13 protein-coding genes and 3 tRNA genes are annotated in these 13779 nt (G+C 55.4%); 3 read left to right on the plus strand and 13 right to left on the minus strand.

Annotated elements, in window-relative coordinates; genetic code table 11:
- The first annotated feature begins 162 nt into the window (after positions 1 to 162).
- Entirely contained in the window at positions 163 to 1155 is a 993-nt protein-coding gene (locus ACTQY1_RS03785; protein WP_022486607.1) for a helix-turn-helix transcriptional regulator, read from the plus strand.
- A 163-nt stretch (positions 1156 to 1318) separates the two neighbouring features.
- Here the strand turns inward: ACTQY1_RS03785 and ACTQY1_RS03790 are convergent.
- The 7 genes from ACTQY1_RS03790 to polA form a co-directional block, all read right to left on the minus strand.
- Positions 1319 to 1405, minus strand: a tRNA-Leu gene (locus tag ACTQY1_RS03790).
- Positions 1406 to 1456: 51 nt separating this feature from the next.
- Positions 1457 to 1542, minus strand: a tRNA-Leu gene (locus ACTQY1_RS03795).
- A 30-nt stretch (positions 1543 to 1572) separates the two neighbouring features.
- Positions 1573 to 1659 (minus strand) — tRNA-Leu (locus ACTQY1_RS03800).
- A gap of 54 nt (positions 1660 to 1713) precedes the next feature.
- Positions 1714 to 2313, minus strand: a complete 600-nt coding sequence (locus ACTQY1_RS03805) for a lytic transglycosylase domain-containing protein (RefSeq protein WP_022486911.1) — start codon at positions 2311 to 2313, stop codon at positions 1714 to 1716.
- Between the two features lie 143 nt (positions 2314 to 2456).
- Positions 2457 to 3044, minus strand: coding sequence for a dephospho-CoA kinase (gene coaE, locus ACTQY1_RS03810; protein WP_022486912.1), 588 nt, complete (start codon positions 3042 to 3044; stop codon positions 2457 to 2459).
- A 9-nt stretch (positions 3045 to 3053) separates the two neighbouring features.
- Positions 3054 to 3875 carry a bifunctional DNA-formamidopyrimidine glycosylase/DNA-(apurinic or apyrimidinic site) lyase gene (mutM, locus tag ACTQY1_RS03815; RefSeq protein WP_022486913.1) on the minus strand — a complete coding sequence of 274 codons (822 nt, stop codon included), beginning with the start codon at positions 3873 to 3875 and terminating at the stop codon, positions 3054 to 3056.
- Between the two features lie 9 nt (positions 3876 to 3884).
- The gene (gene polA, locus ACTQY1_RS03820; RefSeq protein ID WP_441373797.1) at positions 3885 to 6503 is read right to left on the minus strand and encodes a DNA polymerase I; all 2619 of its coding nucleotides are present in this window, start codon (positions 6501 to 6503) and stop codon (positions 3885 to 3887) included.
- Between the two features lie 320 nt (positions 6504 to 6823).
- On the opposite strand from polA, the gene ACTQY1_RS03825 reads away from it, so the two are divergent.
- The gene (locus ACTQY1_RS03825; protein ID WP_022486915.1) at positions 6824 to 8017 is read left to right on the plus strand and encodes an aminotransferase-like domain-containing protein; all 1194 of its coding nucleotides are present in this window, start codon (positions 6824 to 6826) and stop codon (positions 8015 to 8017) included.
- 66 nt (positions 8018 to 8083) lie between these two features.
- Here ACTQY1_RS03825 and ACTQY1_RS03830 read toward each other — a convergent pair whose 3' ends face one another.
- On the minus strand, positions 8084 to 9610 hold the full coding sequence (locus ACTQY1_RS03830) for an alanine/glycine:cation symporter family protein (RefSeq protein ID WP_022486916.1): 1527 nt from the start codon (positions 9608 to 9610) through the stop codon (positions 8084 to 8086).
- 160 nt (positions 9611 to 9770) lie between these two features.
- Between ACTQY1_RS03830 and ACTQY1_RS03835 the strand changes: the two genes are divergently transcribed.
- Positions 9771 to 11318 (plus strand): Na+/H+ antiporter NhaC family protein, encoded by a 1548-nt coding sequence (locus ACTQY1_RS03835; protein ID WP_441373798.1) that lies wholly within the window; start codon positions 9771 to 9773, stop codon positions 11316 to 11318.
- 92 nt (positions 11319 to 11410) lie between these two features.
- Here ACTQY1_RS03835 and ACTQY1_RS03840 read toward each other — a convergent pair whose 3' ends face one another.
- From ACTQY1_RS03840 to ACTQY1_RS03860, 5 genes are all read right to left on the minus strand, one after another.
- On the minus strand, positions 11411 to 11845 hold the full coding sequence (locus tag ACTQY1_RS03840; protein WP_154487735.1) for a universal stress protein: 435 nt from the start codon (positions 11843 to 11845) through the stop codon (positions 11411 to 11413).
- Positions 11846 to 11878: 33 nt separating this feature from the next.
- A complete protein-coding gene (locus tag ACTQY1_RS03845) occupies positions 11879 to 12316 on the minus strand; it encodes a universal stress protein (RefSeq protein WP_022486918.1) in 438 nt (145 codons plus the stop codon).
- A 127-nt stretch (positions 12317 to 12443) separates the two neighbouring features.
- Positions 12444 to 12881: a universal stress protein gene (locus ACTQY1_RS03850; RefSeq protein WP_022486919.1), complete on the minus strand. Its 438-nt coding sequence runs from the start codon at positions 12879 to 12881 to the stop codon at positions 12444 to 12446.
- A gap of 13 nt (positions 12882 to 12894) precedes the next feature.
- Positions 12895 to 13338: a universal stress protein gene (locus ACTQY1_RS03855; protein WP_154487734.1), complete on the minus strand. Its 444-nt coding sequence runs from the start codon at positions 13336 to 13338 to the stop codon at positions 12895 to 12897.
- 62 nt (positions 13339 to 13400) lie between these two features.
- Positions 13401 to 13751: a hypothetical protein gene (locus tag ACTQY1_RS03860; RefSeq protein WP_302574614.1), complete on the minus strand. Its 351-nt coding sequence runs from the start codon at positions 13749 to 13751 to the stop codon at positions 13401 to 13403.
- Positions 13752 to 13779: the final 28 nt, after the last annotated feature.

Genomic DNA, 13779 nt, shown 5'->3' on the forward strand with positions numbered 1-13779 from the left:
AAAGTATTTTGAATATTTCGGCCTCTCGCCTTATAGTATACGCTGTTCGCTAAAAATGTAAACGGTATTTTTTCTAATGGCCACTCTCTTTTCTTCTTTTATCTGTTCCCTTTTCTGCCCAGAAAGGGTATGATAAAAGAAAAAGCCCAGGGAGGATGTGCCATGACCAAAGGGATCAACCAGAAACTGAAAATGCTCTATCTGGAGGAAATCTTCGAAAAGGAAACTGACGACGACCACAGTCTCACCCTCCAGGAAATCACGGAAAAGCTCCATGAAAAAGGCGTCAACGCAGACCGGAAAACCCTGTATACGGATTTTGAAGAACTGCGGAATTACGGCCTGGACATCATCTGTTCCAACGACGGACGGAACTGCGCCTATCATCTGGGGAACCGGCGGTTCCAGATCCCCGAGCTGAAGCTGCTGGTGGATTCCGTCCAGGCGGCCCGGTTCCTGTCCGACGAAAAGTCCCACAAGCTCATCGGCAAGCTGGAAGGGCTGGCCAGCCGGGAACAGGGGAAAAGTCTCCAGTGCCAAGTGGTGATCGCCGGACGGGTCAAGACCCCCAACGAGACTGTTTACCTGACTGTGGACCGGCTCAACCAGGCCATCAATGCCAATGTCCAGGTCCGGTTCCACTACAACCGGTGGAATGCCAAAAAGCAGCTGGTGCCCCGGAACAACGGGAACTGGTTCCAGGTCAGCCCCTGGCTGCTGATCCTGTCGGAAGAAAACTACTACCTGGCCGCCTACTATGCGGAAACCGGGGAAATCCGCCACTACCGGGTGGACAAGATCACGGACCTGGAACTGCTGGAAGGCCAGCCCCGGGAAGGACAGGAAGCCTATGACCAGCTGGATATCCCCAAATACACCGATGTGCATTTCGGCATGTTCAACGGAGAACAAACGGAAGTGGAGCTGAAGATTCACAATGAGAAAGTGGGGATCTTCATCGACCGGTTCGGTCAGAACATCATGCTGGTCCCGGATGGACCAGATCAGGTACGGCTTACGGTAAAGGTGGACGTAAGTGCCCAGTTCCTGGGGTGGATCATGGCCCTGGGCCCGGGGGTGGAAATCACCCGGCCGGAATGGGTCAGGGAAAAGATGGCCCAGGAAGCGGAGCGGATTTTGGGAGTGTATAAGTAGAGGGGGGGCGCCAGGCGCCCCCTCTTTGTCAACAGTCAGCGGCCGAAGGAAGGCAAATGCGCCCCATTTGCCTTTGAACAGAAAGAGCGGGCCGGGGTACGCCCGTCCCGTTATGCAACAACAAAAAAAGCACGCTGTTTCCACAGTGTGCTCATTCTTTGAATGGTGCGGGCAAGAGGAATTGAACCTCCACGGGGTTGCCCCCACTAGCTCCTGAAGCTAGCGCGTCTGCCAGTTCCGCCATGCCCGCATATGAAATTTGTTGTCGAGCCCTCTCGCTTTTCCCCCGGTATTGGAAAGTTGGTGCGGTTGGCGGGACTTGAACCCGCATGAGGTTTCCCTCACCAGCCCCTCAAGCTGACGCGTCTGCCTTTCCGCCACAACCGCAAAGTTGTGTGATTGCTGAGGTGAAAAGTTTGGTGCGGGCAAGAGGAATTGAACCTCCACGGGGTTGCCCCCACTAGCTCCTGAAGCTAGCGCGTCTGCCAGTTCCGCCATGCCCGCTTGTCTGTTTCTCAATCGGCAACAAAGAAATAATACCACAATCAGGAATCTTCGTCAATAGTTTTTTAATGTTTTTTTATATAAATTTTGGTAGTTGTCCCTGTCGTTCAAAACCTTCTGCACATAGGCCCTGGTATCACTGAAGGGGATCTGGGCAGGATTGTTGAAATCATAATCCCATCCATAATCCTTCATCCATTCCTTCACCGTGCCCCGGCCGGCGTTGTAGGCGGCCAGCATCAGCACCTCATTGCCGTGGAATTCGCTTTCCAGTTCCGCCAGGTACCAGCAGCCGAATTTGATGTTCAGCTCCGGCTTCAGCAGCATGGAATCCCGGAAATTGGGAAAATCCGTGCATTTGGCGATCCAGGCCCCGGTTTCCGGGGTGATCTGCATAAGTCCCATGGCTCCGGCTTTGGACTGTGCCTCCGGTTTGAAGTTGCTTTCGTTTTTGATCACAGCCACCGCCAGGAAGGGATCCACCCGGTACTGGGCGCTGTACAGATGGATTTCCCGGGCATAAGGCCAGTTGTAGACGAACTTCCGCTGGGCAGTATCCGTCTTCCAGCCAAAATACCCAGCCACCATCAGCAGCAGGAACACCAGCACCACCGGCAGACACCCGGGCCGCTTTGTCTTTCTCTTCCGTTCCAAAACAATCCCTCACAATAAATCTATCTTCCGCGCTCTTCCGGAAAAGTCCCTGCTCTTCCGGAAGGCGTCCATTTCTTTTTTCCTACTATCATATCAAATCTGCCGGCGGTGTTTCAACTGTTCTTTGCAACATTACGGCAAACTCAGAGAGAGAGCCGGTCCAGTTCCCGGTCCACCTGCCGGTACAAATCTTCCAGGGTACCCCGATTGTCCAGCACCACCTGGGCCTGTTTCCGTTTTTCTTCCAGGGACAGCTGCTTCCGGATCCGGTCTTTTACCTCTTCCCGGGTCATGCCGGACCGGGCCATGGCCCGGCGGATCTGCTCCTCTTCCGGAATATACACCAGCCATACGGTATCCGTCACCTTTTCCCAGCCGCATTCCAGGAGGAGAGGGGCATCCAAAATCACCACGGGGTCCTGCCGGTGGGCAGCCAGAAAAGCATCCCGTTTTTCCTCCACGGCCCGGTGGACAATGGCATTCAGCTGCCGGAGCACCGCCGGGTCATGGAAGGCCAGCCGGGCCATTTCCTTCCGGTCCAATTCCCCTTTCTCCGTCAGGATGGCCGGCCCGAAAACCTCCACCAGTTGCCGGAGACAGGGGGATCCGGCCTTTTCCACTTCCCAGGCGGCCGCATCCGCGTCGAACACCGGGATTCCCTTTTCTTTCAGATAGGCACTGACCGTGCTCTTCCCGGAAGCAATGCCTCCGGTGAGTCCGATTACCTTCATGGTTCCTCCTTATTTCTGGCACCGGGGACAGTAAACACTGCCCCGGCCGGCCACTTTGATCTGCTTCAGCAGGGTACCGCAGTGTTTGCAGGGCAGGCCCTTCCGATGGTACACCTGGAGATACAGGCTGTTGTCCCCCATGTGCCCGTCCGCATCCTGGTAGTTCCGGAAGGTGGTACCATGGTGTTCCAGCCCCTGGCGGATCACCCCTTTGATGGCCATAGCCAGAGCTTCCCAGTCCTTCCGGGTCATCCGGTTCACCCGGCGGGTGGGGCGGATCCCGGCAGCAAACAGGGCCTCATCGGCATAGATGTTTCCCAGGCCGGCAATAATGGTCTGGTCCAGGATGAAGGCTTTCACTACGGCGGTCTTTCCCCGTGCCTTTTCCCGGAGATACTCCGGAGTCAGAACCGGATCCAGAGGCTCCGGTCCCAGGCTTTCGTACCCTTTGTCCTTCCATTCATCTTCCCCCACCAGGGCTGCCACTCCGAAGGTACGGATGTCACTGAAGTACAGGTTTTCGTCTCCGGACAGATAAAAAGCCATCCGGGTATGGGGCGGTTCCGGAGCGGTTTTGGGCAGGGCCAGCAAAGCTCCGGTCATCCGGAGATGGATCAGCAGCCAGTCCCCTTTTTCCAGGTCCAGCCGCAGGTATTTTCCCCGGCGCTCCACTCCGGTGAACCGGGCTCCCTGGAGCTTTTGGACAAAAGTTCCCGGATCCGGATGGAGGATCATTTTGGGCAGATCCACCCGGACCTTTTCGATGGTTTTTCCTGTTATATGAGGAAGCAGGCTGATCCGTACCTGTTCCACTTCCGGCAGTTCCGGCATGGTTCCTCCTTACTTGGCCTGAGCCCAGTTTTTCCCGGTGGCTACATCCGCCACCAGGGGTACCGCCAGTTCCACCGCGTGTTCCATGGTGTCCTTGACGATTTGGGCCACCTGGTCCTTTTCTTCTTCCGTGACTTCCAACACCAGTTCGTCGTGGACCTGGAGCAGCACCCGGCTTTTCACCTGGGCTTTCTTCAGGTTTTCCGCTACTTTCAGCATGGCCACCTTGATGATGTCCGCCGCCGTTCCCTGGATGGGAGTGTTGATGGCAGTCCGTTCCGCAAAGCTCCGACGGTTGAAATTCTTGGCGTTGATGTCCGGCAGGTACCGGCGGCGTCCGAACAGGGTCTCCACATGGCCCATTTCCCGAGCCTTCTGTTTTTCCCGTTCCATATAATCCTTCACCCCGGTGTACCGGGCAAAATAGCTTTCAATATACTGGGCCGCCTCTCCCCGGGGCACCCCCAGCTGCCGGGCCAGGCCGAAATCGCTGATCCCGTAGATGATCCCGAAATTCACAGTCTTGGCCTTGCTCCGCATGTAGGGTGTCACCTGGTCCAGAGGCACCCCGAAGATTTCCGAAGCGGTCCGGGCATGGACATCCTGGCCGTGACGGAAGGAATCCAGCAGCAGTTCATCCTGGGCAATGCTGGCCATCACCCGGAGTTCCACCTGGGAATAATCGCAGCTCATGAGCAGATCGTAATCTTTCCCGGGCACGAACATTTCCCGCATCCGTTTCCCCACTTCTGTCCGGGTAGGGATGTTCTGAAGGTTGGGTTCCGTGCTGGACAGCCGGCCGGTCACTGTGGCCATCTGGTTGAAATGGGTGTGGATCCGGCCGGTGGCCGGGTTGATCAGGGGATGGAGACCCAGGAGATAAGTAGACAGGAGTTTGGACAGCTGCCGATATCTGATCAGAGTCTCGATGATGGGATGTTCCCCCTGGAGAGCTTCCAGTACCGACACATCAGTGGAATAGCCGGTCTTGGTCTTTTTGATAACGGGCAGCCCCAGTTTTTCAAAGAGCAGGGCCCCCAGCTGTTTGGGAGAATTCAGATTGAACTGTTCCCCTGCCTGGTCAAAAGCCTGCTGTTCCAGAGCCTGTACCTTTTTGGTCATTTCTTCGGTGACTTCGTCCAGCATGGCCTGGTCGATGGTGATCCCGTTCCATTCCATTTCCGCCAGGTTTTCCGTAAGGGGCAGTTCGATGGTTTCATAGAGCCGGGTAAGTCCCCGTTCCTGGAGCCTGTCCCGGAGCACCGGCACCAGGGCCGCTGTATCCTGGGCGGCTTCTCCGCTGGCCGCCGAGAGGAATTCTTCTCCCAAACCCTGGATCCCGTAGCTGCTGGCTCCCGGTTCATAAAGATAGCCGGCCAGGGAAGGATCGTCGGTGACTCCCTGAAGGGCTTTCCCTTGTCCCATCATATATTTGTACAGCTCCTTGGGATCTGCCACCGCCTTGGGCAGATCCGGATTCTCAAGAAGTGCCAGCACCGCCTGTTTCCCCGCCTGTTCCGGGTGGAAGACATAATGCTTTCCGGCAAAGACCAGGTCCAGCTGTTCCAGCCGCTGGCTGGGCAGATTGCCCTGGAGAACATAGGCCAGGGCCACCTGGTCCCCTTTGGCCCGGATTTCTTCCACCAGCCTGTCTCCCTGGGCATCGTCGCTGATTTCCACCCTTTCCAGGGTATCTGCAGCTACCGGCTGACCGAACAGGGACAGAGGATCATCGTTGGCCTCTTCCGTGCCTGCTGCGCAGCCCAGTACCGGTACGAACCGGTCCCACAGGTTCTTGAACTGGAGTTCCTGCATCAGTTTCCGGCTTTCTTCCGTCAGACCTGTGAGAGGATAGGCCGCCGGATCCTTTTCAATGGGTACCTGGAGACAGATGGTGGCCAGGTCTTTGGACAAAAGGGCCTGATCCCGGTTGTTCCGGAGCTTCTCCTGAAGGGCTTTTCCCTTCACTTCTTCCGCATGGTCCAGGGTGTTTTCCACGGTGCCGTACTGGGCAATCAGCTTCAGGGCCGTTTTGGGGCCCACTCCCGGTACCCCGGGGATGTTGTCGCTGGTATCCCCCATGAGCCCTTTCAGGTCGATGATCTGCCGGGGTTCCAGTCCCTGGTATTCTTCCCCGAAGGCCTTTTCGTCATAGACGGCAATATTGGAAATCCCTTTTTTGGTGAACAGCACCTGGACATTGTTTTTGATCAGCTGGAATTCATCCCGGTCCCCGGTGACGATCCGGACCTGGACACTGTCCGGAGCCCCGCTGGACAGGGTGCCGATAATATCATCCGCTTCGTAGTTGTCCACTTCCAGGGTGGGGATCCCCATGGCCTGGAGCAGTCGGATGGACAGAGGGAACTGTTCCTTCAGTTCCGGAGGCGTAGCCTTCCGCTGGCCCTTATAGTCCGGGAATTTTTCCGTTCGGAAGGTTTTCCGGGATTTGTCGAAAGCCACCAGCATGTAGCTGGGTTTGATCTCCTGGAGCAGCTTCAGGATCATATTGCACAGGCCGTACACCGCCCCGGTGTTGACCCCTTTTTTATTGGTCAAAGGCGGCAGAGCAAAGAAAGCCCGGTGGATCAGACTGCTGCCGTCAATAAGAAGGAATTTTTCGTCCATTGCGCACCATCCTCAGTGTTATTCTAATCATATTATTATACCATATTTGAAAGGGACAGGGGGAGCTGTTGCGGGGGCAGCAGTTCCCGTCAACGGTCAGCGGCCGTTGCCTGCTGATAAATCCATACTACATTACTGTATTTTTTCTATTCTTCTGTTTTTGTATAGAACTGTACAGAAATAACTCTTTAGGACTTTTGTATACAATATATTAAATGCATTTTCTTGACGGTAAAAATCAATAGTGATAGCATTTTCTAGGATACAATGAAATTGGTACTGTCCTGAAAAGACAGCTGATTTTGGGGGAGGTTTTTATTATGGAATACAAATTTGCCAAACGGATGGCCGGGATGCAGGCTTCTGCGGTCCGGGAAATCCTGAAAGTGACCCAGCGTCCGGAAGTGATTTCTTTTGCCGGGGGGCTGCCGGCACCGGAACTGTTCCCGGTGGAAGAAATCGGCAAGGTGTGTCAGGAAGTCTGCGCCGCTGAAGGCCACAAGGTGCTCCAGTACGCCACCACAGAAGGCCGTCCCACCCTCCGGGCCAAGATTGCCGACCGGATGAACCGGAAATACAAATCCCATCTGAAAGCGGAAAACATCCTGATCACCACCGGCTCCCAGCAGAACCTGGACATGGCCGGGAAGATTTTCTTTGACGAAGGGGATGTGGTGCTGATGGAAAGCCCCACCTACCTGGCTGCCATCAATGCCTTCAAGGCCTACCAGCCGGTGTTCAAGGAAGTCCCCACTGACGAAAAGGGCATGATCCCGGAAGAACTGGACAAGATCCTGGCGGAAACGCCCCGGGCCAAACTGATCTATGTGATCCCGGATTTCCAGAACCCCACCGGCATCTGCTGGAGCCTGGAACGGCGGCAGAAATTCATGGAAATCGTCAACAAATACAATATCCCGGTGCTGGAAGACAATCCCTACGGGGAACTGCGCTATGAAGGGGAAACCCTCCCCTCCCTCCAGAGCATGGACACCAAAGACCTGGTGATGGCCATGGGGACCTTCTCCAAGACCTTCTGCCCGGGGCTGCGGATTGGCTGGCTGGCCGCTCCCACCACCCTGATGAAGGAATTCGTCAAGGTAAAACAGAGTGCCGACCTGCACACCTCCGCCTTTGACCAGGCCATCATCGACCGGTACATGGATGAATACAGCTTGGATGACCATGTGGCGGAAATCAACAAGCTGTACAAGCACCGCCGTGACCTGCTGCTGAAGACCATGGAAGAAACCTTCACCGACGGCACCACCTGGACCCATCCGGAAGGGGGCCTGTTCCTGTGGCTGACCTTCCCGGAAGGGGTCAGCGCTCGGAAGGTGTTCGACAAGTGCATCGAAAAGAACGTGGCCGGTGTACTGGGCGAATTCTTCTACCCCAACATCAAGAACGACCGGCACATGCGGATCAACTACTCCAACATGCCTGATGACCGGATTGTGGAAGGGGTAAAACGGATGGCTGAAGCATTGAAGGAGATCAAAGAAGGGAAGTAAAAAATGGGGCTGTTGCATAAGCAACAGCCCCATTTTTGGGTCGCGGGTCGCGAATCTTTCACCCCCTTATTTTCTCGGCCAGCAGGGGGTATCAATGCCCAGGATCTTTTTTCCGTCGAAGGGTTCAGGGCTTTCGCTGACAAAGTGGCGCTGGGCTTTCAGCACGTACTGGAATCCCTTGTACAAAAGGGGCACGTTGCAGTAGACCATGATGATGTTGGCCAGGTCGGAGAAGGCCCACAGGTTGCTCAGGTCATAGCCGGCAATGTTCACCAGGATGCCGAAGGCGGCCACCAGCAGGCACAGGCACCGGACAGTGACGATCACCTGGGGATTTTTGCTCAGACGGGCAGCGGCGATTTCCGAAAAGGACACCATTCCGATGAGACAGGTGTAGGCAAACAGGCAGAAGCACAGGGTAAGGGCCAGGTTCACCGCCGTATTGATCCCGGCAGTGGGCGTCAGCTGGGTCACGGAAAGGAGATATTTGGGCAGCTTCCCGGCGGCTTTCCAGGCGGCAGGATCCTGGGTCCAGGCATGGGCCATGATCACAATGAACCCGGTCATGGTGCAGATGATGTGAGTGTCCAGGAACACCCCGGCAGCGGACAGGAGCCCCTGTTCGCAGGGATGTTCGTCATCGGCGGATGCGGCGGACATGGTAATGGTCCCCTGGCCCGCTTCGTTGCTCATCAGCCCCCGTTTCACTCCCTGGACCAGGACGGTACCGAACACCCCGCCGAAAAAGGCTTCCGGCCGGAAGGCTCCCGCAAACACCGCTTCAAAAAAGTAAGGAACGGACCGTACATTGCCCACAATCAGCAGCACCGTAGTGGCCACGTATACCACCGCCATCACCGGAACCATGGCATTGGTGGCCTTTGTCACCTTTTTGATGCCCCCGAAGGCCAGCAGGGCAGTAAAGACCAGTACCACAGCTGCCGTGCCGTAATAGAAGAGGGAGTTGGTGGGAATCTCCGTACCGCTGACCATGGACCCGATGGCCCCTACAGAAGAAACCACATTGTATCCCTGGGCCGGCAGACATCCCAGGGCATAGAAGATGTACAGGAGAGAAAGGAAGATGCCCACACCCTGGCTGCCTCCGAAAAGAGCCCGTCCGTAAAAGGGCAGTCCCCCTACAAACTGTCCCTGACGTTTTTCCTTGAACAGCTGGGCCATGGTCCCTTCCACAAAGGCGGTAGCCATGCCGAAGAACGCAGATACCCACATCCAGAACAGGGCTCCCGGTCCCCCTACGGAAATGGCCCCGGTGACCCCCAGGATGTTCCCGGGGCCCACCCGCATGGCGGAACTGAGCATAAAGGCCGCCAGCGGCGAGATCCCGGTGGCGGCACTGCGCCGGTGGACCAGCAGCCGGATGGCCGTTCCCATATGGGTCAGCTGGATACAGTGGAGCCGGCAGGTGAAATAGATGCCGGATCCTACCAGCACAATAATGGCGAACGAAAAGCTTCCCAACAGGGGCAGGTTTTTGTACCATGCAAACTGGGTAGGAATGTCCCAGAAGAAGTCGGACAGGGGGCCGACGAACTTCAGGACAGAGTTGATCCATGCAAACAAATTCTCCATAAGCATCTCCCTCATTCATATTTTTATTCTTTTACTATAACATAGTCTGAAAGTTTTTCAACAAATTTCGTCGTCTTTGTGAAATGACGGTAGAAATATGATAAAATAAAACATATTTTTTCCAAAATCAATCTATACCCTGTAAGAAAAGGAGTCAATTATGGAACCTGTAGATGTGGGGATCCTGTCCCTGCTGCCCCCGATTATTGCCATTTCTCTTGCGCTCATCACCAAAGAAGTGATTTCCTCCCTGATGCTGGGGATCCTGTCCGGCGGTCTGATTTATGCGGCCGCTTCCGGCGGAGGCCTGGTGGACATGAGCTCCGCCGCCTTTGAGATCATGTCCAAAACCGTCGGTACTCCGGACAAGTTCAACATCATCCTGTTCCTGGCCCTGCTGGGCTCCCTGGTGGCTGTGGTGAACAAGGCCGGCGGTTCCCAGGCCTACGGTCAGTGGGCCACCAAAAAGATCACCAGCCGCCGGGCTGCAGAACTGGCCACCAGCATCCTGGGGATCCTGATTTTCATCGATGACTATTTCAACTGCCTCACCGTAGGTACGGTCATGAAGCCGGTAACGGACAAGTACCGGATTTCCCGGGCCAAGCTGGCCTACATCATCGATACCACCGCCGCCCCCGTGTGCATCATCGCCCCCATTTCCAGCTGGGCTGCTGCCGTAGGGTCCACCCTGTACGAAACCGGCGCCTTCCCCAATGAAATGTCCGCTTTCTTCGCCACCATCCCCTACAACATGTACGCCATCCTGTCCATCCTGATGGTCACCGTCCTGTCCGTTACGGACCTGGAATTCGGGCCCATGGCCACAGTGGAAGACCTGGCGGAAACCAAAGGAGAACTGGGCGCCATTGATCAGAAAGCCCGGGAACAGCAGCAGCCGGTGACTGCCAAAGGCACCGTGTATGACCTGCTGATCCCCATTGCCGCTCTCATCGTCTTTACCATCCTGGCCATGCTGTACAACGGAGGCTACTGGTCCAAAGGGCTCTCCTTCCAGGCCGCCATCGGCAACAGCAATTCTTCCGCCGCGCTGGTGCTGGGCGGGTTCTGGGCCCTGGTGGTGACCTTTGTCCAGTTCGTTCCCCGCAGGCTCCTGAGCTTCCGGCAGTTCATGGACAGCATCGGTGCCGGGATCAACACCATGGTCCCTGCCTACATCATCCTGACCCTGGCCTGGACCATCGGCACCCTGTGCCAGAACTACCTGGGCACCGGGAAATACATTGGCATGCTGGTCCAGACCAGCCATCTACCCATGGAACTGCTGCCGGCCATTGTATTCCTGGTGGCAGCCGGGCTTTCCTTCTCCATCGGTACTGCCTGGGGCACCTTCGGTCTGTTCATCCCCATTGTGGTGTTCATCTGCCAGTCCGCCACTCCCACCATCATGACCGTGACCCTGTCCGCCACCCTGGCCGGCTCCGTGTTCGGGGACCACTGCTCCCCCATTTCTGACACCACCATCCTCTCCTCTTCCGGGGCCGGATGCAGCCACATCCAGCATGTGGGGACCCAGATCCCCTACGCCTGCCTGGTGGCCGCCTGCTGTTTCATGGCCTACCTGGCCGCCGGTTTCTCCGGGGGCAGCGTGGTCCTGACCCTCATCACCGGCATCGGTCTTCTGCTGCTGGCCCTGTTCCTGCTCCACAGACGGGCCAGAATGAGATTGAAGAAAAAAGGGGTGTGAAAAAATTCACACCGGTAACCAAAGGGGGTGTTGCACCTTATGTGCAACACCCCCTTTTTATTCCCGCGTTTGGAGTTGTGGCCGGTTCCTTCTTACTTTACGATGGTCACCGGGCAATGAGCGCTCTGGGATACCTTGGTACTGACACTGCCCAGGAAGAACCCTGCCAGTACACCCATACCCCGGTTGCCCATGATGATCATGTCCACATCATCCTTCTCGGCTTCCCCACAAATCCGTTCTGCCGGATCGATGTCCACCACTTTCTTGAAGGTGATGGTGCTGTAGGAAACTTTCTTGGCTTCCCGTTCTGCTTCTTCCAGCGGAGTGGGAGCAGCCGCTTCCAGCGGGATGATATTGCCGTTTTTGTCCTTCCGGGGAGGTTTGATCCGGCTCAGGTCATAAGGCACGTCAATATTGATCACAATGATCTGGGATCCGAATTTGCTGCCAAGTTCCATGGCAAAATCCAGAGCCCGGAGGGCAATTTTCGAACCGTCTACAGGAACCAGGATTTTGTTGATCATAAGATATTCCCCCTTTTCCGGAACAATCTTGGGTTATTTCACAATGAGCACCGGCACATCGGCATACTGGGACACCTTGCTGCTGACGCTGCCCAGGAAGAATTCCGCAATGCCGCTGAGGCCCCGGCTGCCGATGACGATGGCGGAACATTTCTTGTCCTTGCATACGGCCAGCACCCGTTCAGACGGATGGCCCACTTCCAGGTCGAATTCTGCCTTGCCTTTGAAGTCCTTCAGCTTTTCTTTGGCTGTATCCAGGACACTGTTGCCGATTTTCGTCAGTTCTTCATTTCCCTGACTGATGGTTGCCTGATCCAGAGGCACCACCAGCATGGCCGAATTGTTGTAGGGCTGGATTACGTTCACCACCAGCAGTTCTCCCTTGAAGGCTTCCGCCAGTTCCCGGGCTTCCGCCAGGGCTCTCCAGGACGTTTCAGACCCATCCACCGGAACCAAGATTTTTTCAAACATACAACCACCTCCAACGCATTCTTCGTTACAATTTTTTCTTTCTTATAGAGTATATTCACCGAAAGATTGTAAATTCCTGCTTTTTCCGAAAAAAAATTGCTGCCGAAGCAGCAATTTTTTTGTCAGGTTATTTCACTACCATAACAGGGACTTTGGCATACTGGGAAACCTTGCTGCTGACACTGCCCAACAGGAATTCCTCCACCCCGCTAAGGCCCCGGCTGCCGATGACGATGGTATCGCAGCCCTTGCTCTTGCAGGCGTCCAGGATCAGTTCCGCCGGGTTCCCGGTTTCTTCCACATATTCCACTTCACCCTTATAGCCGCTGAGTTTTTCCTTGGCCAGTTCCAGGGTGGCAAAACCGGCTTTTTTCATAGCTGCATTGTTCTGATCGATCAGGGTCTGGTCCAGGGACATCTGGAGCAGGCCGCCGGCCCCGTAGGGCAGCATCACCGTAATGACCACCAGGACGCCGTCATATTTTTCCGCCAGGGATTTCCCCGTTTCCAGAGCCTTCCAGGAAGTCTGGGAACCATCCACCGGCACCAGGATTTTTTTGAACATAGAATCTCCCCCTTTATTTCACTACGAATACAGGTACTTCCGCATACTGGGACACTTTGGAGCTGACACTGCCCAACAGGAATTCCGTGATCCCGCTGAGGCCCCGGCTGCCGATGACCACCGAGTCACAGCCGTCTTCCCGGGACTTCTCCAGGATCAGTTCAGCCGGATTTCCTTCACCGTCTTCATAGGAAACCTTGCCATGGAAGCCATATTCCGTGAGTTTTTCTTTGGCCGTATCCAGGACCGCCAGACTGGCTTTTTTCATTTCCCGGTTGCTGCGGTCCATGAGGTTTTGATCCAGGGTAATCTGGAACAGGCTGAGGCTGTTGTACGGTTCCATAACAGTGAATACCCGGATTTCTCCCTGAAATCTGGACGCCAGCGCTGCCGCTGTTTTCAGGGCCTTCCACGCCGTATCCGATCCATCTACCGGCACCAAGATTTTTTGGAACATATACATTCATCCCCTTCCTTGCTCTTTATGGATATTATTCGCCTTTTTGCGAAAAATCCCTTTTATTTTTTGCTTTTTTTCTGATTTCTTTTCTGGTACCGGCGCATTTTCCGGTCCGGGGTAAAGCCGTTCTGTCTCCGGGCCAGTTCCAGCGGTTCCGGATCCTCCGCATACTTTTTCCGGGCGTAGAAGAAAAGGGCCGCCAGAGCAGCAATGGGCAGGAGCCCCAAAACCCACCGCATGGTCTGGTCCTGGATTACCACCAGGAAGTCCCACCCCACCACTGCCAGAGGGGTCAGAATGTACCGGGCCAGTTTGGATCCGTTGAAAAACCGCATGGTCAGTCCATAGCAGAGCACAGCCATGGAAAAAGAAACCAGGGTCAGAAGCAGTACAAAAAGAAAAAATTCCATAGGGTCAAAACCTCTTTCTTGAAAATTT

Origin of the sequence: Acidaminococcus sp. HCP3S3_G9_1 (assembly GCF_052122455.1) — a bacterium.
Classification (GTDB): Bacteria; Bacillota; Negativicutes; order Acidaminococcales; family Acidaminococcaceae; genus Acidaminococcus.

Bases quoted from the DNA above. Each gene is read 5' to 3' on its own strand.
- polA (WP_441373797.1), bottom strand. From the start codon at position 6,503: ATGGACGAAAAATTCCTTCTTATTGACGGCAGCAGTCTGATCCACCGG.
- mutM (WP_022486913.1), bottom strand. From the start codon at position 3,875: ATGCCGGAACTGCCGGAAGTGGAACAGGTACGGATCAGCCTGCTTCCT.
- ACTQY1_RS03850 (WP_022486919.1), bottom strand. From the start codon at position 12,881: ATGTTCAAAAAAATCCTGGTGCCGGTGGATGGTTCCCAGACTTCCTGG.
- ACTQY1_RS03835 (WP_441373798.1), top strand. From the start codon at position 9,771: ATGGAACCTGTAGATGTGGGGATCCTGTCCCTGCTGCCCCCGATTATT.
- ACTQY1_RS03840 (WP_154487735.1), bottom strand. From the start codon at position 11,845: ATGATCAACAAAATCCTGGTTCCTGTAGACGGTTCGAAAATTGCCCTC.
- ACTQY1_RS03860 (WP_302574614.1), bottom strand. From the start codon at position 13,751: ATGGAATTTTTTCTTTTTGTACTGCTTCTGACCCTGGTTTCTTTTTCC.
- ACTQY1_RS03830 (WP_022486916.1), bottom strand. From the start codon at position 9,610: ATGGAGAATTTGTTTGCATGGATCAACTCTGTCCTGAAGTTCGTCGGC.
- ACTQY1_RS03855 (WP_154487734.1), bottom strand. From the start codon at position 13,338: ATGTTCCAAAAAATCTTGGTGCCGGTAGATGGATCGGATACGGCGTGG.
- ACTQY1_RS03845 (WP_022486918.1), bottom strand. From the start codon at position 12,316: ATGTTTGAAAAAATCTTGGTTCCGGTGGATGGGTCTGAAACGTCCTGG.
- ACTQY1_RS03785 (WP_022486607.1), top strand. From the start codon at position 163: ATGACCAAAGGGATCAACCAGAAACTGAAAATGCTCTATCTGGAGGAA.
- coaE (WP_022486912.1), bottom strand. From the start codon at position 3,044: ATGAAGGTAATCGGACTCACCGGAGGCATTGCTTCCGGGAAGAGCACG.
- ACTQY1_RS03825 (WP_022486915.1), top strand. From the start codon at position 6,824: ATGGAATACAAATTTGCCAAACGGATGGCCGGGATGCAGGCTTCTGCG.